An 18,199-nucleotide genomic window follows, 5' to 3' on the forward strand; every position below is an offset into this window, starting at 1 on the left:
GCAACCTTGTTTAACACGGGTGGCCCAGGATGACCTCCGTTGTGATCGTGGGGATCCCGGAAGTCAGGAGCTCGCCGTGCATACCGGCCTTCTACGCCACCGCGACATCGTGGCCGGCGTCATCGCCCTCGCCCTCTCCTTCACACTGTCCGCCTGCGGGACCAGGACGGCCTCCTCGGGCGAGCGGAGCGCCCTGGACAGGATCAAGAAGGCCGGCAAGATCACCATCGCCATGGACGCGTCGTACGAGCCCAACGAGTTCGAGTTCCACGGCCGGATCATCGGTTTCGACGTCGACCTCGGAACCGAGATCGCACGGAATCTGGGTGTCCCCGCGCACTTCCAGAACGTCAAGTTCGACAAGATCCTGCCGGCCGTGGAGAGCAAGAAGTACGACCTCGGCATGTCCTCCCTCACCGACAACGAGCAGCGGGAGCAGAGCCTCGACTTCGTGACCTACTTCTCCGCCGGCACCGGCCTGATGGTGAAGGCGGGCAACCCGCTCAAGCTCTCACCCGTCGGCCTGTCGCTGTGCGGCAGGAGGATCGCGGTCCAGGAGGGCACCACGCAGGAGGACGAACTCGTGCCCAAGTCCTCGGCCAAGCCCGAAGACGGCGCCCGCGTCTCCAAGTGCAAGCAGGCGGGCAAGCGCGCCCCGGTGAAGGTCTCCCTCCCCGACCAGGACGCCGCCAACCGGGCACTCGCCCGCGGCCATGCCGACGCCGTCCTCGCCGACTCCCCGGTCGCCTCCTACGCTGCCAAGGAGTCCGGCGGCAAGCTCGCCACCACCGGCAAGGCCTACGACACCGCGCCGTACGGCATCGCGATCCCCAAGGACGAGAGCGAGCTGCGCGACGCGATCCAGAAGATCGTCAAGAATCTCATCGGCAACGGCATCTACAAGGTGCTGACCGACAAGTGGGGCGTCTCCGACGGCGGAATCACCGATCCCAAGATCAACGGAGCGGCCGGCTGAGGACCGGCAGGACCGGCACCGGTACGGCGGTCCGAGGCGATCGATGCCGGATACGCGGGTCAACGTGGCGTATTAGCGTTGCATGATTGTTTCACGCCGGTAATCCTCCTTAGGGCGCGGTTACGCAAAGATGTCCACCACTGAACAGGCAACCATCGGGGGCCGCCCCCGATCTCTAGAGGAGGACGCCGTGTACACCGGCCCTCTGCACCGCCGCGGCCTCGCGGTGGGCATCGCAGTAATCGCAGGCGCCCTCGCGCTGTCCGCGTGTAACGCCAAGACGACCACACCGGGCAAGAAGAGCGCCCTCGACACGATCAAGAAGAACGGCAAGATCGTCATCGCGACGGACGCGTCGTACGCTCCGAACGAGTTCAAGCAGAACGGTCAGATCGTCGGCTTCGACATCGACCTGGGCAGCGCGATCGCCAAGAAGCTCGGCGTCACCGCGGACTTCCAGGACGTCAAGTTCGACAACATCCTGCCCGCCCTGCAGAGCAAGAAGTACGACATCAGCCTGTCGTCCTTCACGGACAACAAGCAGCGTGAGCAGAGCTTCGACTTCGTGACCTACTTCTCGGCGGGCACCGGCCTGATGGTCAAGACCGGCAACCCGGAGAAGCTGTCGCCGGACGACCTGTCGCTGTGCGGCAAGAAGATCGCGGTCGAGAAGGGCACCACGCAGGAGGACGAGCTCACGCCGAAGTCCTCCACCAAGCCCGACGCCGGTGCTCGCGTCGACAAGTGCAAGCAGGGCGGCAAGTCCGCGCCGACGAAGGTCTCCCTCGATGACCAGAACGCCGCCAACCTGGCGCTGGGCAACGGCCGCGCCGACGCGGTGCTGGCCGACTCCCCCGTCGCCGCGTACGCGGCCAAGGAGTCGGGTGGCAAGTTCGAGATCGCCGGCAAGGCGTACGACACCGCGCCCTACGGCATCGCGATCCCCAAGAACGAGAACGAGCTGCGTGACGGGATCCAGAAGGCGATCAAGGACCTGATCACCGACGGCACGTACAAGCAGCTGACCGACAAGTGGGGCGTCTCCGACGGCGGGATCACCGACCCCAAGGTCAACGGAGCGGCTGGCTGAGGTCGCTGTGACTGAAACCGACACTGCGGAACCGGTACGGCCTGAGACCATCAAGGCCGTGCCGGTCCGGCACCCGGGCAGGTGGGTCAGCGGCGCGATCGTGGCTGTGCTCGCCGCCATGCTCGTCCACATGCTGTTCACCAATCCGAACCTGGATTGGGGGACGTTCGGGAAGTACTTCTCCGAGACGCAGATCCTCAAGGGCCTCGTCGCCACGCTCGAACTGACCGTGATCGCGATGGCCATCGGCATCGTGGGCGGCGTGGTCCTGGCGCTGATGCGGCTGTCGGCCAACCCGATGCTCTCGTCGGCGGCGTGGCTGTACATCTGGTTCTTCCGCGGCACGCCGGTGCTGGTGCAACTGATCTTCTGGTTCAACATCAAGGCACTGTTCGGCGACATCTCGCTCGGCATCCCGTTCGGCCCGACGTTCATCACCTGGGACGTCAACAGCCTGGTGACCACGTTCGTCGCGGCCATCCTCGGGCTCGGCCTGAACGAGGCGGCGTACATGTCCGAGATCGTGCGTGCCGGCATCCTGTCGGTCGACGAGGGCCAGACAGAGGCGTCACAGGCCCTCGGCATGCGGCGGCTGAAGATCATGCGCCGGATCGTGCTGCCGCAGGCGATGCGCGTGATCATCCCGCCGACCGGCAACGAGACCATCTCGATGCTGAAGACCACGTCCCTGGCGTCCACGGTGGCCTTCACGGAGCTGCTGAAGGCCGGCGAGGACATCTTCAACGCCAACTACAAGACGATCCCGCTGCTCATCGTAGTGAGCGTCTGGTACATCATCATCACCTCGATCCTGTCGGTCGGGCAGTACTACCTGGAGCGCTACTACGGGCGAGGCTCCTCGCGGGAACTGCCGCCGACTCCGATGCAGCGACTGCGGCGCAACCTGACGACCTTCCACGTCAGGCCGCAGGTGCCGGAGAGGGGCACGTCATGAGCGAGCCGACGGTCGCCTCGGCCGGTGGGCCGATGGTCAAGGCCGAGGGGATCCACAAGTACTTCGGCCGCCTGCACGTCCTGTGCGGCATCGACCTTGAGGTCACCTCCGGCGAGGTCATGTGCGTCATCGGCCCGTCCGGCTCCGGCAAGTCCACCTTCCTGCGCTGCATCAACCACCTGGAGAAGATCGACTCCGGTCGGCTCTGGGTGGACGGCCATCTCGTCGGCTACCGCCAGCGCGGGGAGAAGCTGCACGAGATGCGCGAGAGCGAGGTCGCGGCGCAACGGCGGGACATCGGCATGGTGTTCCAGCGCTTCAACCTCTTCCCGCACATGACGGCGCTGGAGAACATCATGGAGGCGCCGGTCCAGGTCAAGGGCGAGTCCAAGGCGGTCGTCCGCGAGCGGGCGATGGCACTGCTCGACCAGGTCGGCCTGTCGGACAAGATCTCCGCCTACCCGTCGCAGCTCTCGGGCGGGCAGGCGCAGCGGGTGGCGATCGCGCGGGCCCTGGCCATGGAGCCCAAGCTGATGCTGTTCGACGAGCCGACGAGCGCGCTCGACCCCGAGCTGGTCGGGGACGTGCTCGACGTGATGCGGCAGCTCGCCGTGGACGGCATGACCATGGTCGTGGTGACGCACGAGATGGGCTTCGCGCGCGAGGTCGGTGACTCTCTCGTCTTCATGGACGGCGGCGCCATCGTCGAGCAGGGCAACCCGCGTGACGTCCTGGCCGAGCCCAAGCACCGGCGTACGCAGGACTTCCTGTCGAAGGTGCTCTGACGAGAGTGTGACGCGGCCGCGGATGCGGCCGCGTCACACTCTGTCAGGACGGCTCAGCGCGCTCCGAGGCGCAGCGACGGCCTCGGCCAGTAGCGCATGACGACGCGTCCCACGATGAGGCCGTCGGGAACCGCACCGAAGTCCCAGCTGTCCTGGCGGCCGGGCGCCCGCTGGTTGTCGCTCTCCAGCCACCATCCGCCCTCGCCCCGGTGCGCGGCACGCTTGACGATGAGCGTGTCCGTCTCGCTCGGGTGCCGCGCCACGACGACGCTGCCAGGGACGATCCGTGCGCCGGGCCGTACGATCAGCCAGTCGCCGGGACGGAGTACGGGCAGCATCGACTCGCCCGTGACTTCGACCGCCCGCATGATGATGAACCTCTCCGTCGAGGGGTAGGGCCCCAGGAGTAGTGTCTGGTACCAGAGCATGATCTACGAGAGACAACGGAAGGACACGCAGGTGCTCGCACGATTTCTGCGCCCCAAGACCACGGTGTCCGCTCACTGTGACCTGCCCTGCGGCATCTACGACCCGGCGCAAGCACGGATCGAGGCCGAGTCGGTCAAGGCGATCATCGAAAAGTACGAGTCCAACGAGGACCCGGTCTTCCGCGCCCGCGCCCTGATCATCAAGGAGCAGCGGTCCGAGCTGGTCAAGCACCACCTGTGGGTGCTGTGGACCGACTACTTCAAGCCCCCGCACTTTGAGAAGTACCCGCAGCTTCACCAGCTGTTCAACGAGGCGACCAAGCTCGCGGGTGCCGCCGGTACGAAGGGCGGCGTCGACAACGGCAAGGCCGAAGAACTCCTGGCCAAGATCGACGAGATCAGCAAGATTTTCTGGGAGACCAAGAACGCCTGATCTCTCCCCACGATGAGGGCCGGTTCGCGAGAGCGGACGCGGCCCTCATCGTGTCGGCCCGTTACCTGGGCGGTTCAGCGCGTGAGCGGGCGGGCGCCGCGATCTCCGAGCCCGATGATCCCGGGCAGTGGAAAGATCCCTTGGCCATATGCAGGCGTGCCGGACGCGCGAGTAGGTACGCGTAGGCGGTAGTTTCAAGGGAGCGGGTAGCCCCAACTAGGGAGTGACGTGACCGAGGAAACCGCAGCCATGCCGGCCAGTCTTTCTGAAGTCCGCGACGTGGTGACCGTGCGGCTGCCGGCCGACAGCGCCTATCTGTCCGTGCTCCGCACGGCGACGGCCGGGCTGGCCGCGCGCCTCGACTTCAATCTCGACGAGATCGAAGATCTGCGCATCGCGATCGACGAGGCATGCGCGATGCTCCTTGCCCAGGCGGTTCCGGGCACCGACCTGACGTGTGAGTTCGAGCTGACCGACGATGCGATGAGCATCGGGGTGTCGGTTCTCACCGTCGACGGTCGGCAGCCGAGCCGCGACACGTTCGCATGGACCGTGCTGAGCTCCCTCGCCGGTGACGTCGACGCCGAGGTCGGCGCCGACGACAGGGTGACCATCGTCCTGCAGAAGCGACGCGGGCAGACGACGTGACCAGAGTCGACCCAGCACAGCACCGCCCCGCGTGGCCAGGCCCGTCCCATGGCTCCGAGCCGCGAGGCGAGGTGCTGTCGTGACAGAGAAGACGACCGTGGCGGGCAACGAGCATGGCGTACCGGATCGCGCGCGAGCGCGCATGCTGTTCGAACGCCTCAACGCCCTTCCGGACGGCGACGCGGAGCGCCAGCGCATCCGCGACGAGCTGGTGGAGCTGCATCTCCCGCTCGTCGAATACCTCGCACGCCGCTTCCGCAACCGCGGCGAGTGGCTCGACGACCTGATCCAGGTGGCGACGATCGGCCTGATCAAGTCGATCGACCGCTTCGACCTCGAACGCGGGGTGGAGTTCTCCACGTACGCGACGCCGACCATCGTCGGTGAGATCAAGCGGCACTTCCGCGACAAGGGCTGGGCGGTCCGCGTACCCCGCCGGCTGCAGGAGCTCAAGCTCTCGCTGACCAAGGCGATCAGCGACCTCGCCCAGCGCGAGGGCCGCGCGCCGACCGTCAGCGAGCTGGCCCAGCACCTGCAGATGAGCGAGGAAGAGGTGCTCGAGGGCCTGGAGTCGGCCAACGCCTACTCCACGGTCTCACTCGACGCGCCCGACTCCGGCGATGAGGACGCACCCGCGGTCGCCGACTCCCTCGGCATCATCGACGACGCCCTCGAAGGCGTCGAATACCGCGAGTCGCTCAAACCGCTGCTGGAAAAGCTCCCCGCGCGGGAGAAGCGCATCCTGTTGCTGCGGTTCTTCGGCAACATGACCCAGTCGCAGATCGCCGCGGAGCTTGGCATCTCCCAGATGCACGTGTCCCGGCTCCTCGCGCGTACCCTCGCCCAGCTGCGCGACGGCCTCACGGCCGACGACTAGCCAGGGCGCGTAGGCACCGACTTCGAGACGGGCCTTGGGGCCTTTCTCGAAGTCCCCGTACGGGGCGGACGGCGAGACGGGCCCTACTCCTCCGCGTCGAGGGCCCGCGTCGACGGCGGGCTCATCAGGGTCGCCGCGCCCGCGAGGGCCAGCGCGATGAGGATGACGCCGATGGCCAGGCGCCTGCTCTGGATCATCGAGATCGCCGCGATCACCGCGAAGATCTGGGTGAGCAGGGCGGGCGCGCGTGCCCAGCGCCGCACCTGCCACAGCCCGCGGCCGACGGCGACGATGCCGACACCTGCGGCGACCGCCATCAGGGCGAGCACCACGGCACTCGCCAGGTCGTTCGGGCTGCCGATGATCGCCTCTATGCCGACGAACAGGCCGATCGCCAGCACGGCGACCCCTTGGACGGCCTCGATGGCCGCCGCTGAACTCAGGGTGATGGGACGTGTGGACACAGCCCCGAACACTATCCGGGTCAGCGGGGACCCGTCACCGAGGGTGCGCGATCGACGCAAGAGGTGTGGAAGCTACTCTTTTGCACGTGCGTGCACTTCTGATCGCCAATCCCAAGGCGACGACGACCTCCCGGCGAGCCAGGGACGTACTGATGCGCGCGTTCGCCGGTGAGGTTCGGCTGGAACTGGCCGAGACTCAGCGACGCGGCCACGCGACCGAACTCGCCGCGCAGGCGGTGAGTGAGGGGTACGACGTGGTGATCGCGCTCGGCGGCGACGGCACGGTCAACGAGGCGGTCAACGGCCTCCTGGCCAATGGCCCGTCACCGGACCTGCCGGCGCTCGCGGTCGTCCCGTCGGGCAGCGCGAACGTCTTCGCCCGTGCCCTGGGCATGCAGAACAATCCGCTCGACGCGGCCGGGCAGGTGCTGGAGGCGTTGCGCGCCGGCCGCAGCCGTACGGTCTCTCTCGGCCAGGCGGGCTCCCGCTACTTCACGTTCTGCGCGGGCCTCGGGCTGGACGCCGAGGTCGTGCACGCCGTGGAGGAGCTTCGCAACTCCGGCTCACGGGCGCATTCGACGCTCTACACGCGTACGGCGGTGCGGCAGTACTTCGTGCTGACCGACCGGCGGCGGCCCGCGCTCACGCTGGAGGCGCCCGGAAAGCCGCCGCTCGGCCACATCTTCCTCGGAATCATCTCCAACACCGCCCCGTGGACGTACGCGGGCCGGTGGCCGATCGACCCGAGCCCGCGGGCGAGCTTCGCGACGGGGCTGGACCTGTTCGCGCTGCGGAGGTTCGACCTGCTGTCGACGCTGGGGGTGCTGGCCCAGATCGTCCCGCCGTTCAACCGGCTACCTCGGGGCAGCCACATCCTCGGCCTGCACGATCTTCCCGAATTCACCCTGCGTTCCCACCGTCCCATTGCCTTCCAGGTGGACGGCGACTACCTGGGCCAGCGGGACTTTGTCACGTTCCGTTCGGTTCCTAAAGCGATACGCATCGTGATTTAGGACACATGCCCGGTAGGTGTTTCGGTTGTGTGACACATCCGACAGCCATACTTTGAGAAAACTTTCTCAAAGGCCTTGCGCCCCTCCGGAGGCCCTGCGAATCTCTAAAGAGGCGCGGGACATGGGATGACACCCCCGCGCGCCATACAACTCTTCCCGGGGCCAAGCCGAACAGCACCCGGCTGTGGGTTACATCGTGAAACCGTTCACAAGTGGAGTCATGGCTTCACGCTTGAAGAAGGAGTGGACCGCATGGACTGGCGCCACCGCGCTGCCTGCCGTGACGAGGACCCCGAGCTGTTCTTCCCGATCGGCAATACCGGCCCCGCGCTTGTGCAGATCGAAGAGGCCAAGCAGGTGTGCCGCCGCTGCCCGGTGACCGAGTCGTGCCTGCAGTGGGCGCTCGGCTCCGGCCAGGACGCCGGCGTCTGGGGCGCCATGAGCGAGGACGAACGCCGCGCCCTGAAGCGCCGCCGCGCCCGCGCTCGCGCCCGCGCCCACGTCTGAAATCTCTCTACCCGACACCGCGCCTCCCAACGTGGACCCGCGGCTCGTCGGCTGCCTCCAGCGCCCGTGGCCCTGCCACGGGCGCTGAGTTCTTCCCAGCCCCGCTCCGCCGACCGGGTGTGACCGGGACACCACCTGAGCCCGTCCGGCGCGGCGGTGGGAGCGAAGGCGCAAACCACCGCCCACTGCCGGTGGGGCGGGGTGCGGTGTCCGTGCAGGTCACGTTGGTGATCTGTGGCCTCCTCGAGCTGAGAACTCCCCGACGATAACTTCCCCGGCCGGTGACCTCCCACGCCTCCGAAGTGCTCAGCCGCTCTGGGGAGTTCGCTGTGCCCGGTCCAGCGGGATGTCCAGCGTGACCTCCGTGCCTCCGCCGTCTCGGCGGCGGAGTTCGAGGACGCCGCCCAGCTCCCCCACGATCAGTGTCCGGACGATCTGCAGGCCCAGGCTCGCCGCCGACTCCACGTCGAATCCCTCCGGCAGGCCCACTCCGTTGTCGGCCACGACGACGCCCAGCCGCTCGCCGCTTCGCGTGATCACGACCTCCAGGAGCCCGGAGTTGTCCGTGAGCCCGTGCTCCAGGGCGTTCTGCAGCAGCTCCGTCAGCACCATCGCGAGCGGCGTCGCGATGGCCGCGGGCAGGACCCCGAAACCGCCGATCCGCTTGGGCCGTACGCGGGTCTCCGGCGCGGACACCTCACCCGCCATGGCCATCACCCGGTCGGCGATGTCGTCGAAGTCGATCAGCTCCTCCGGGGTGTGGGAGAGCGTCTCGTGCACGATCGCGATGGAGCCGACCCGGCGTACCGCCTCCTCCAGCGCGTCTCTCCCCTCCGGCACCTGCAAGCGCCGGGCCTGCAGGCGCAGCAGCGCCGCCACCGTCTGCAGGTTGTTCTTCACCCGATGGTGGATCTCGCGGATCGTCGCGTCCTTGGTCATCAGCTCACGGTCGCGCCAGCGCAGCTCGGTGACGTCGCGCAGCAGGACGAGCGCGCCGGTGCGGTGACCGTCGACGATGAGAGGGATGGCACGGAGCTGGACGACCGCGCCGTTCGCCTCGACCTCGGTCTCGCGGGCCGCACGGCCACCGGCGACCATCGCCAGGGAGTCGTCGACCGGCGCGGTGTTGATCCGTGCCGTCATCTCGCCCAGGTGCGCGCCGGACAGGTCGGTGGCGAGACCGAGGCGCCGGTAGGCCGACTGGGCGTTCGGGCTCGCGTACAGCACGCGTCCCTCGCGGTCGATGCGCAGCAGACCGTCGCCCACACGGGGTGAACGGGCCAGGTTGGGCTCCTGCTCGGGGAACGGGAACCGCCCGTCATTGATCATCTTCGCCAGGTCGCTGGCGCTCTGCAGGTACGTCAGCTCGAGCCGGCTCGGCGTACGGGCCGAGCTCAGGTTCGTGCTGCGCTGGATGACGCCGAGGATCCGCTTGCCACGCCGTACCGGGATGGACTCCTCGCGTACCGGGATGCCGCTCCCCCACTCCGGGTCGCCTTCGCGGCAGATGCGTCCCTCGCGGTAGGCGATGTCGACGAGGTTGCGCCGCCCCTTGCCGGCCACCACCCCGACGAGGTCCTCCGGGTAGGCGGTCGGCCCGGTCGTGGGGCGGATCTGGGCCACCGCCACCCAGCTCTCCTTCTCCGCACCGCGCGCGGCCTCGGAGCCCAGCGGCACCCAGAGGACGAGGTCGGCGAAGGACAGATCGGCGAGCAGCTGCCAGTCCGACACCAGCGAGTGGATCCACTCCAGGTCCGCGGTGTCGAGGTCGGTGTGCTTCTTGATCAGGTCGCTCAGCGTGGGCACGACTGCATCATCGCAGGTGGAACTGGCATGATTCGGCGCGTGGATCCTCTGGAACGGCTGACGGCCGCGACGCGTGAGCGTACGGCCGCAGGCCTGCGCCGTACTCTGCGGCCCCGCGAGCCCGGCCATTTTCAATCTGGGACGCTCGACCTGGCCTCGAACGACTATCTCGGGCTGTCCCGCGACCCGCGGCTGGCCGAGGGCGCGATCGAGGCCGTACGCACCTGGGGTACCGGATCGACCGGATCACGACTCGTCACCGGCACCACCGGACTCCACACCGCGCTCGAGGCGCGGCTGGCCGAGTTCACGTGCATGCCGGACGCGCTCGTCTTCTCCTCCGGCTACCTCGCCAACCTCGGCGTGCTCACCGCCCTGCGCCCCGGCCTGATCGTCTCCGACCAGGGCAACCACGCCTCCCTCATCGACGGCTGCCGCCTCGCCCGATGCCCGGTCGTGGTCACGCCGCACCGCGACGTCGCCGCCGTGGACGCCGCGCTCGACGGCGCGAGGGACGCGGTCGTCGTGACCGACGCGGTCTTCTCCGTCGACGGTGACCTCGCGCCGCTGCGCGAGCTGCACGCCGTCGTACGCAGCCGGGGCGCGCTGCTCGTCATCGACGAGGCGCACGCGCTCGGCGTCGTCGGACCGGGCGGACGCGGCGCGGCGTACGCCGCCGGGCTCGCCGGCGAGCCCGACGTGATCCTGACGGTGACCCTGTCCAAGTCGCTGGCGTCCCAGGGCGGCGCGGTGCTCGGCGCTCCGCAGGTCATCGAGACGATGGTCGACACGGCGCGTTCGTTCGTCTTCGACACCGGGCTCGCCCCCGCGTCCGCCGGAGCGGCGGCCGCCGCGCTCGACGTGCTCGCCGCCGAGCCCGCGCTGGCCGAACGCGCGCGGGACCGTGCCCGCCGCCTGGCCGGCATCGCGGACGCGCTCGGTCTGGAGACGACCTCACCGGCGGCCGCCGTGGTCCCGGTCATCATCGGCGATCCGCACGACGCGGTGCGCGCGGCGGAGATCTGTTCGGGGTACGACGTACGGGTGGGCTGCTTTCGCCCGCCCTCGGTTCCGTACGGCCGCGCGTGCCTCCGCCTGACCGCACGAGCGAGCCTGGACGAGGCAGAACTCACAACGGTCACCCGTGCGCTGACTGGTGTCAAGGAGCAGATCGGCCCGTACTCTGCTCGTAACGCCGAAGCGACGCGGCGGTGAACGTGAGGAGTGCGAGTGACGGCTGAGCGGGCACCAGAGCTGGGGGTGGAACCTCGCGTTCCCAAGTACTACCGGTTGAAAAAGCACCTCGTGGAGCTGACCGAGGCGCTCCCGCCCGGAAGCCCGCTCCCGCCTGAGCGGAGTCTCGCGGAAAAGTACGGCACGTCGCGGACCACGGTACGACAGGCCCTGGCGGAGCTCGTGATCGAGGGCCGCCTGCAGCGCATCCAGGGCAAGGGCACGTTCGTCGCCAAGCCGAAGGTCTCCCAGGAGCTGCAGCTCGTCAGCTACACCGAGGACATGCGCCACCACGGCCTGCACCCTGAGACGCGCATCCTGGACATCGGTTACGTCACCGCCGACGAACGCTTCGCGCGGCTGCTCGCCATCCGCCCCGGCGGCCGCGCGCTGCGCATCCACCGTCTCCGGCTGGCCGACGGCGAGCCGATGTCGATCGACACGTCGCTGCTGCCGGCCCGCCGCTTCCCCGGCCTGCGCAAGGAGCTTCCGCGCCACCGGTCCCTGTACGAGACCCTCGCCACCGCGTACGACGTGCACCTGGCCGAGGCGGAGGAGACCATCGAGACCGTGCTGGCCACCCCGGACGACGCACAGCTCCTCGGCGTCGACGTCGGCCTGCCGCTCCTCCTGCTGTCCCGCCACGCCTTCGACACAGACGGCGAACCGGTCGAATGGGCCCAGTCGCTGTACCGCGGCGACCGCTACAAGTTCGTCACCCGCCTCCGCCGCCAGCGCGAGACCCCCTGACACCTCCCCGGCTACTTCGGCCGATCTGGGTACGCTGAGCGAGCAGAATCCCTACGATGACCGGAGCTGATCGTGAGGGGAGAGTCACACAACGTGAGCGCAGTCGCCCATTACTACACGCTGCCGGACACGCCGTACAACCTGTGGCTGCGCGACGAGCTCGCCGAGCAGCTTCACCTCCCCAACGACGGCACCAAGGTTGAGGTCGTCGGAGGGGAGATGGTCGTGTCGCCGGGGCCGACATATGATCACAACCTGATCGTCCAGGACGTTCAGCGCGCGTTGTTCGCCGCGGAAATGGCCGATCCGGGATTCCGGTGGCGTTGTGTGCACACCATGGACCTGAATCTGAGCGAGATCCGTGACGGTTACATCCCGGATCTCATCGTCCTGGACGTCGATACCTCCGACAAGGCGCGCGAGGCGCAGGCCCGGCATCTGCTTCCCGATCAGGTGGGGCTGGTTCTGGAGGTCACGTCACGGTCGAACGCCGCCGACGATCGTCAACCGGCCCTGAGTCGTTCGACAGGCACCAAATGGAACGGTTACGCCCAGGTGGGCCTGCCGTACTACCTCCTGGTCGACCGGGCTCCCCGCAGCGCGCAGACCGTTCTCTACTCCGACCCGGATCCGGCTTCGGGCGCCTATCTGCACTTCGAGTCCTGGAAGTTCGGTGAGACGATCCGCCTGCCGGAACCCTTCGGGCTCGAGATCGTCACCGACGCCTGGCGGCCCTGGGACGGCTGACGGACGCCCGGCCGCCCCGGGGAGAACCCGACATCAGGTGAGTCGCTAGAGTCGCGCGAGTGAGTGTGCTCGTCGTGACCGGGACCGATACCGGTGTGGGAAAGACGGTCGTGACGGCCGCGGTGGCGGCGCTGGCGCGTACGCGCGGGGCCTCGGTGGCGGTGGTCAAGCCCGCCCAGACCGGGGTGCGTCCCGGGGTGGCCGGCGACCTGGACGAGGTGCGCAGGCTGGCCGGTCTCACCGATCTGCATGAGTTCGCCCGCTACGCCGCCGCTCTCGCGCCCGCCTCGGCGGCACGCCTGGCCGGGCTGCCGCCACTCGATCTCGCGAACTGTGCCGAGCAGATCACCTCGCTCGACCGGGACCTGGTCATCGTCGAGGGCGCGGGCGGGCTCCTGGTGCGTTACGACGACGAGGGTGCCACGCTCGCCGACCTGGCCCATGCCCTCCGGGCTCCCGTGCTCGTCACCGTACGGCCGGGGCTCGGCACGCTCAACCACACGGCGCTGACGCTGGAGGCCATGGCCGGCCGCGGCGTCGAACTGGCCGGGATCGTCATCGGGGCGTGGCCGCGCCGCCCTCTCCTGGACGACCTGTGCAACGTCCGTGACCTGGAGACCATCGCGGCGCGCCCGCTCTCCGGGGTGCTGCCCGAGGGCTCCGGGCGCCTGGGCGGCCCGGAGTTCCTGCTCGCCGCACGTGACGGCCTCGCTCCGCACCTCGGCGGAGTCTTCGACCCGGGCAGCTTCCGGGAGGATTGCCATGCCCGTACGCAGACGTACGGGGAACTGACCCCATGAGAGGAAGAGCCGTGAGCGACATTCGCGAGACCCCGGCGCCGCCCACGACCGACGGTGCACCGACCGACATCCTCGCCATCGCGCGTGCGCAGGTGCTCGAACAGGGCGAAGGACTCCGCGAGCAGCAGATCTACGAATGCCTGACGCTTCCCGACGACCGTGTCGAGGACCTGCTCGCGCTCGCGCACGAGGTGCGCATGCGGTGGTGCGGGCCCGAGGTCGAGGTCGAGGGCATCGTCTCGGTCAAGACCGGCGGCTGCCCGGAGGACTGTCACTTCTGCTCGCAGTCGGGGCAGTTCGAGTCCCCCGTACGCACCGCGTGGCTGGACATCCCCTCACTCGTACGGGCCGCCAAGGAGACCGCCGAGACGGGCGCGACGGAGTTCTGCATCGTCGCCGCCGTACGCGGGCCCGATGACCGGCTCATGAGCCAGGTACGCGAAGGTGTCGCGGCGATCCGCAAGGAGGTGGACATCAACATCGCGTGCTCGCTCGGCATGCTGACGCAGGAACAGGTCGACGAGCTGGCGGCGATGGGCGTCCACCGCTACAACCACAACCTCGAGGCGCCCAAGTCCCACTTCCACAACGTCGTGACCACCCACACGTGGGAGGAGCGCTGGGAGACCTGCGAGATGGTGCGCGCCGCCGGCATGGAGCTGTGCTGCGGCGGCATCGTCGGCATGGGCGAGACGATCGAGCAGCGGGCCGAGTTCGCCGCGCAGCTCGGTGAGCTCGCGCCCGACGAGGTGCCGCTCAACTTCCTCAACCCGCGGCCCGGCACGCCGTTCGCCGGGTATCCCCTCGTCGAGGGCGCCGAGGCGCTCAAGACCATCGCGGCGTTCCGGCTCGCGCTGCCGCGGACCATCCTGCGGTACGCGGGGGGCCGCGAGCTGACGCTCGGCGACCTGGGCACCAAGTCGGGCATGCTCGGCGGGATCAACGCGATCATCGTCGGCAACTACCTCACCACGCTCGGCCGCCCGACCGGCAGCGACCTGGAAATGCTGGGTGAACTGAAAATGCCGATCAAGGCACTGTCACAAACTCTCTAGAACCATCCGGCGCCCGCTACCGTCAAAGTTCGGACAGCAGTATCAACTGTCACCGAACAAAGGTGGTCATGATGAGGAACGCGGTCGGGGCGGCCCTCAGCGGCGTCGCACTGTTCGTTTCCGGGTGCGCCGGAGATTCCCAGGCCCAGGTCGGCGACTCCACGTCCCCGAGCCTCGGCTCGGCGGACACGCTCGTGCTGCGCACGATGACCACGGGAGGCTTCGCCGGCCTGGGCGGCCCCGGCACCGTGCCGGACTTCTCCCTGTACGGCGACGGGCGCGCCGTCACCGGCGGCCGGGAGCCGACCGAGTACCACCTCACGCACCAGGCCCTGCGGCGGCTCGTCAGCGACGCGTCCAAGGCCGGGCTGGCGACCCCGCGCACCGTCGACGACCCGAACATCTCCGACGGGACCTACAAGGTCATCACCTTCGTGACCGGCGGCCGGGCGCGTACGACGAAGGTCATCCAGGAGGGTGGTCGGGCAGACGATCCGGCCAAGAAGTTCCTCGCGCGGCTCGTCCCGGCGAACTGGCCGCGCGGTGACCAGGCCTCCGCTCCCGTGGCGTACCGTCCGTCGCGGGTCGCGGTGCTGGCGGTCGCCTCGCCGGGCTCCGGCCCGAAGTGGCCCTACGGCCCGCTGACCTCCGGCAAACGGGTCGGGACGAGCGGCTGCACCGTGCTCACCGGCGCGGATGCCGCCAAGGCCCAGCGGCTCGCCACGGCCCGTACGCAGTGGAACGACCGCGGGAAGTCCTTCCGGGTGAGGATCCGGCCACTGCTGCCCGACGAGCGTGACTGCGCCGCGCTCAGCCGCTGAGGCTTCACAGGGCGGACCGTTACCGACTCGTGATCTGGGGCGGCCGAAACGTAATCACCCGCCTTCAAAGTGGCCCCGAGCGAAACAATGTTTCGAAAGGGCCTCCGATGCCTCAAGGTGATCCACGTTCGACCAGCCCCGTCGTGCGAATCGTGGTCGCGGTTCTGCTGATCGCGCCATTCGTCGCCTACCTCGCCGTTCCGAGTTATGCGAGAGTCAAGCCGCGCCTCGCCGGATTCCCGTTCTTCTACTGGTGGCAGCTCCTCTGGGTGATCATCACAGGGGTGTTCATCGGGATCGCCTACCTGCTCACGCGCCCCCGCGGTGACGCCCCGGCCTCGGACCCGGCGAACGAAGGGGGCGAGTGATGGACGACGTCAACGGCGTTGAGCTCACCATCGTCATCGTCTTCTTCGTCCTCGTCACGGCGATGGGGTTCGCGGCCGCGCGCTGGCGGCGCGGGCAGAGCCTCATGCACCTCGACGAGTGGGGGCTGGCCGGCCGCCGTTTCGGGACGTTCACCACGTGGTTCCTGCTCGGCGGCGACCTCTACACGGCGTACACGTTCATCGCCGTACCGGCGGCCGTCTTCGCCGGCGGGGCCATGGGCTTCTGGGCCCTGCCGTACGCCGCCATCGCCTACCCGATCGTGTTCCTGGTCGGCCCGCGGCTGTGGTCGGTCTCCCACGTCCACGGCTACGTCACGACGGCCGACTTCGTACGTGGCCGGTTCGGGTCCAGGTCGCTGGGGCTGGCCGTCGCGGTCACCGGGATCATGGCGATGATGCCCTACATCGCACTTCAGCTCGTCGGCATCCAGGCGGTTCTGACCGTCATCGGGGTGAAGGGCACCGGGCTCGCCAAGGATCTCCCGCTCTTCATCGCGTTCGCGGTACTGGCCGCCTACACCTACACCTCGGGCCTGCGCGCCCCGGCGCTCATCGCGTTCGTCAAGGACGCCCTGATCTATCTCGTGATCATCGTGGCGGTCCTCTACATCCCGACGAAACTGGGCGGCTGGGGTCACATCTTCGACAGCGCACAGACGAGTCTGGCCAAACCCAACCCCGCCACGGGTAAGCCGAGCGGCTCGCTCATCACCAATGACATGACCCACTGGGCGTACGGCACCCTGGCGATGGGGTCGGCGCTGGCGCTGTTCATCTACCCGCACACCGTCACCGGGACGCTCGCGGCGGGACGGCGCAACGTGATCAAACGGAACGCCGCGCTGCTCCCGGCGTACTCCCTGCTGCTCGGGTTTCTCGCCCTTCTCGGCTACATGGCCCTCGCCAAGCCGGACGTGGCCGCGGCGGTCAGGGCCGCCAAGAACCCTCAGCTCGCGGTGCCGACCCTGTTCGACCACGTGTTCCCCAGCTGGTTCGCCGGCGTGGCCTTCGCGGCCATCGCCGTGGGCGCGCTCGTCCCGGCGGCGATCATGTCGATCGCCGCCTCGAACCTGTTCACCCGCAACGTCTACAAGGAGTTCCTGCGGCCCGGCGCCTCACCGGCCGAGGAGACACGCGTCGCCAGGATCGTGTCCTTGCTGGTCAAGGTCGGCGCACTGGTCTTCGTACTCGCGTTCGACAAGACCCTGTCGATCAACCTGCAGCTCCTCGGCGGCATCTGGATCGTGCAGACCTTCCCGTCACTGACCCTCGGGCTCTACACCCGCTGGTTCCATCGCTGGGCGCTGCTCGCCGGCTGGGCGGCCGCCATGGTGTACGGCACCGTGGTCGCCTACCAGCAGCACTCACCGGCACAGAAGCACTTCGCCCAGTCCACCGCCGACGTGCCGTTCCTCCACCACACCGCCTACATCGCGCTGACCGCCTTCGTGATCAACATGATCGTCGTCCTGCTCCTGACCACGATCTTCAAGGCGATCGGGCTGCCGGTCGGCGGGGACGAGACCGACCCCGCCGACTACACGGCCGACGCCGACGACCCGGGCGTGAAGGAACTTCCCGAGCTCGTCACCGACTAGGGCATCCCGTCGTGCGGAGCCGCCGGGCGACGGCTCCGCCGGCAGGAGGCCTTCGTGTCCCGCGCTTGGCTCCATGAGCGCGCCAGCCATCGACCGATGACCTCGAAGTCCTCGTCGGTGAGGCCGCGACGATGGTCCACGCGGTGAAGGAGAGCCCGCCCCCTGTGGTGTGCCGACACCCAGGCCTGATCCCTGTCGGTGATCTCGTCATCGACCCAGACGAACGCGCGTCCGGCGGCCCACTCGACCAGGCCACGGGTCTTCCAGTGCAGCCCGTCGAGGCCCTCGTCGTCCTCGGGCGAATCGGGCCAGGTCACCAGCGGTAGTTCGGGCAGGCCGATCCGTGGGGCGATCTCGTCGTTCGCGTCCGCCATCCAGGTCGTGGCCCACACCAGGTCACAGGGCAGGGCCGACAGCCGCCTCCCGTGCTCGGGGTCGAGCCTGGCCAGGAGCGGATTCGCGGATACCCCCGGCGGCTCCGGCCCGGCCTGACATGCCGGCGGCCCGTCCGGGGGCCGCTCCGGGTCGATCCCGAACGGAATCAGTGGTCCGTCGACGTCGAGGAAGAGCAGCGGACGGCCTGCGGCACCATTCACCGCCGGCACGATAGCGGTGGCGGTCATCGGCAGGCGACGCGTCCGGTGCGCGACGTCGCACCGGTGCACGGCCGCCCGCCCCGGGCCACGGCAGGCCACCCGTCGCCCGGCGGACCCCAGGTCCACACGCAGGGTCGACCCGGACAAAGGACGGCTAGTTCCCCGCACGGGGAGTCTGACCTGCGGCTTTCCCACCACAAAAGGGGACCTGTTCCCCGCCTTCCCGGA

Annotated in this window: 21 protein-coding genes; 17 read left to right on the top strand and 4 right to left on the bottom strand. The window is 68.7% G+C overall.

The genetic code is table 11. The features are described 5' to 3' along the window. The first annotated feature begins 76 nt into the window (after positions 1–76). The 4 genes from FB559_RS05005 to FB559_RS05020 all read left to right on the top strand — a co-directional run bounded on the left by FB559_RS05005 (position 77) and on the right by FB559_RS05020 (position 3,806). Positions 77–976, top strand: coding sequence for an ABC transporter substrate-binding protein (locus tag FB559_RS05005; RefSeq protein WP_141953789.1), 900 nt, complete (start codon positions 77–79; stop codon positions 974–976). A 190-nt stretch (positions 977–1,166) separates the two neighbouring features. Continuing rightward, positions 1,167–2,066, top strand: coding sequence for an ABC transporter substrate-binding protein (locus tag FB559_RS05010; protein WP_221639887.1), 900 nt, complete (start codon positions 1,167–1,169; stop codon positions 2,064–2,066). Between the two features lie 7 nt (positions 2,067–2,073). After that, positions 2,074–3,021, top strand: coding sequence for an amino acid ABC transporter permease (locus tag FB559_RS05015; RefSeq protein WP_246121355.1), 948 nt, complete (start codon positions 2,074–2,076; stop codon positions 3,019–3,021). Then, complete coding sequence (locus tag FB559_RS05020) at positions 3,018–3,806, top strand: amino acid ABC transporter ATP-binding protein (RefSeq protein ID WP_141953793.1); 789 nt, start codon at positions 3,018–3,020, stop codon at positions 3,804–3,806. Before FB559_RS05015 ends, FB559_RS05020 begins: the two co-directional genes overlap by 4 nt. Before the next feature lie 53 nt (positions 3,807–3,859). Here the strand turns inward: FB559_RS05020 and sodX are convergent, their stop codons facing one another. Next, the gene (gene sodX, locus FB559_RS05025; RefSeq protein ID WP_141953795.1) at positions 3,860–4,174 is read right to left on the bottom strand and encodes a nickel-type superoxide dismutase maturation protease; all 315 of its coding nucleotides are present in this window, start codon (positions 4,172–4,174) and stop codon (positions 3,860–3,862) included. Positions 4,175–4,232: 58 nt separating this feature from the next. Here sodX and sodN point away from each other — a divergent pair, with 58 nt between their 5' ends. The 3 genes from sodN to FB559_RS05040 all read left to right on the top strand — a co-directional run bounded on the left by sodN (position 4,233) and on the right by FB559_RS05040 (position 6,192). After that, positions 4,233–4,667 (top strand): superoxide dismutase, Ni, encoded by a 435-nt coding sequence (gene sodN, locus FB559_RS05030; RefSeq protein ID WP_141953797.1) that lies wholly within the window; start codon positions 4,233–4,235, stop codon positions 4,665–4,667. A gap of 228 nt (positions 4,668–4,895) precedes the next feature. Then, on the top strand, positions 4,896–5,315 hold the full coding sequence (locus FB559_RS05035; protein ID WP_141953799.1) for an ATP-binding protein: 420 nt from the start codon (positions 4,896–4,898) through the stop codon (positions 5,313–5,315). Positions 5,316–5,457: 142 nt separating this feature from the next. Continuing rightward, on the top strand, positions 5,458–6,192 hold the full coding sequence (locus FB559_RS05040) for an RNA polymerase sigma factor SigF (RefSeq protein WP_246122392.1): 735 nt from the start codon (positions 5,458–5,460) through the stop codon (positions 6,190–6,192). 83 nt (positions 6,193–6,275) lie between these two features. On the opposite strand, the gene FB559_RS05045 is transcribed toward FB559_RS05040, so the two are convergent. Then, a complete protein-coding gene (locus FB559_RS05045; RefSeq protein ID WP_141953803.1) occupies positions 6,276–6,656 on the bottom strand; it encodes a hypothetical protein in 381 nt (126 codons plus the stop codon). Positions 6,657–6,742: 86 nt separating this feature from the next. Between FB559_RS05045 and FB559_RS05050 the strand changes: the two genes are divergently transcribed. Both FB559_RS05050 and FB559_RS05055 read left to right on the top strand, forming a co-directional pair. Further along, the gene (locus FB559_RS05050; RefSeq protein WP_141953805.1) at positions 6,743–7,669 is read left to right on the top strand and encodes a diacylglycerol/lipid kinase family protein; all 927 of its coding nucleotides are present in this window, start codon (positions 6,743–6,745) and stop codon (positions 7,667–7,669) included. A 252-nt stretch (positions 7,670–7,921) separates the two neighbouring features. Beyond that, on the top strand, positions 7,922–8,176 hold the full coding sequence (locus FB559_RS05055) for a WhiB family transcriptional regulator (RefSeq protein WP_141953807.1): 255 nt from the start codon (positions 7,922–7,924) through the stop codon (positions 8,174–8,176). A 306-nt stretch (positions 8,177–8,482) separates the two neighbouring features. On the opposite strand, the gene FB559_RS05060 is transcribed toward FB559_RS05055, so the two are convergent. Further along, entirely contained in the window at positions 8,483–9,982 is a 1,500-nt protein-coding gene (locus tag FB559_RS05060) for a sensor histidine kinase (protein WP_141953809.1), read from the bottom strand. A gap of 39 nt (positions 9,983–10,021) precedes the next feature. Between FB559_RS05060 and FB559_RS05065 the strand changes: the two genes are divergently transcribed. From FB559_RS05065 to mctP, 8 genes are all read left to right on the top strand, one after another. After that, positions 10,022–11,197, top strand: a complete 1,176-nt coding sequence (locus FB559_RS05065; RefSeq protein ID WP_246121356.1) for an 8-amino-7-oxononanoate synthase — start codon at positions 10,022–10,024, stop codon at positions 11,195–11,197. Between the two features lie 15 nt (positions 11,198–11,212). Next, a complete protein-coding gene (locus tag FB559_RS05070) occupies positions 11,213–11,965 on the top strand; it encodes a GntR family transcriptional regulator (protein WP_185792047.1) in 753 nt (250 codons plus the stop codon). 93 nt (positions 11,966–12,058) lie between these two features. After that, positions 12,059–12,712, top strand: a complete 654-nt coding sequence (locus FB559_RS05075) for a Uma2 family endonuclease (RefSeq protein ID WP_185792048.1) — start codon at positions 12,059–12,061, stop codon at positions 12,710–12,712. 59 nt (positions 12,713–12,771) lie between these two features. After that, positions 12,772–13,512 carry a dethiobiotin synthase gene (gene bioD / locus FB559_RS05080; RefSeq protein ID WP_141953815.1) on the top strand — a complete coding sequence of 247 codons (741 nt, stop codon included), beginning with the start codon at positions 12,772–12,774 and terminating at the stop codon, positions 13,510–13,512. Positions 13,513–13,523: 11 nt separating this feature from the next. Then, positions 13,524–14,567: a biotin synthase BioB gene (gene bioB, locus FB559_RS05085; protein WP_246121357.1), complete on the top strand. Its 1,044-nt coding sequence runs from the start codon at positions 13,524–13,526 to the stop codon at positions 14,565–14,567. A 71-nt stretch (positions 14,568–14,638) separates the two neighbouring features. Then, positions 14,639–15,388 carry a hypothetical protein gene (locus tag FB559_RS05090; protein WP_141953819.1) on the top strand — a complete coding sequence of 250 codons (750 nt, stop codon included), beginning with the start codon at positions 14,639–14,641 and terminating at the stop codon, positions 15,386–15,388. 143 nt (positions 15,389–15,531) lie between these two features. Beyond that, positions 15,532–15,756 (top strand): DUF3311 domain-containing protein, encoded by a 225-nt coding sequence (locus FB559_RS05095; protein WP_221639888.1) that lies wholly within the window; start codon positions 15,532–15,534, stop codon positions 15,754–15,756. Beyond that, a complete protein-coding gene (gene mctP, locus FB559_RS05100; protein ID WP_221639889.1) occupies positions 15,756–17,375 on the top strand; it encodes a monocarboxylate uptake permease MctP in 1,620 nt (539 codons plus the stop codon). Before FB559_RS05095 ends, mctP begins: the two co-directional genes overlap by 1 nt. On the opposite strand, the gene FB559_RS05105 is transcribed toward mctP, so the two are convergent. Next, a complete protein-coding gene (locus FB559_RS05105) occupies positions 17,372–17,971 on the bottom strand; it encodes an HAD domain-containing protein (protein WP_246121358.1) in 600 nt (199 codons plus the stop codon). The two genes, mctP and FB559_RS05105, sit on opposite strands and share 4 nt — an antisense overlap. Between the last annotated feature and the right edge of the window lie 228 nt (positions 17,972–18,199).

This window comes from Actinoallomurus bryophytorum, from assembly GCF_006716425.1.
Lineage (GTDB): Bacteria > Actinomycetota > Actinomycetes > Streptosporangiales > Streptosporangiaceae > Actinoallomurus > Actinoallomurus bryophytorum.

Excerpts from the sequence above, each read along its gene's own strand:
- FB559_RS05020 (WP_141953793.1), top strand. The coding sequence starts at position 3,018 with ATGAGCGAGCCGACGGTCGCCTCGGCCGGTGGGCCGATGGTCAAGGCC.
- sodX (WP_141953795.1), bottom strand. The coding sequence starts at position 4,174 with ATGCGGGCGGTCGAAGTCACGGGCGAGTCGATGCTGCCCGTACTCCGT.
- sodN (WP_141953797.1), top strand. The coding sequence starts at position 4,233 with ATGATCTACGAGAGACAACGGAAGGACACGCAGGTGCTCGCACGATTT.
- FB559_RS05040 (WP_246122392.1), top strand. The coding sequence starts at position 5,458 with ATGCTGTTCGAACGCCTCAACGCCCTTCCGGACGGCGACGCGGAGCGC.
- FB559_RS05055 (WP_141953807.1), top strand. The coding sequence starts at position 7,922 with ATGGACTGGCGCCACCGCGCTGCCTGCCGTGACGAGGACCCCGAGCTG.
- FB559_RS05090 (WP_141953819.1), top strand. The coding sequence starts at position 14,639 with ATGAGGAACGCGGTCGGGGCGGCCCTCAGCGGCGTCGCACTGTTCGTT.
- mctP (WP_221639889.1), top strand. The coding sequence starts at position 15,756 with ATGGACGACGTCAACGGCGTTGAGCTCACCATCGTCATCGTCTTCTTC.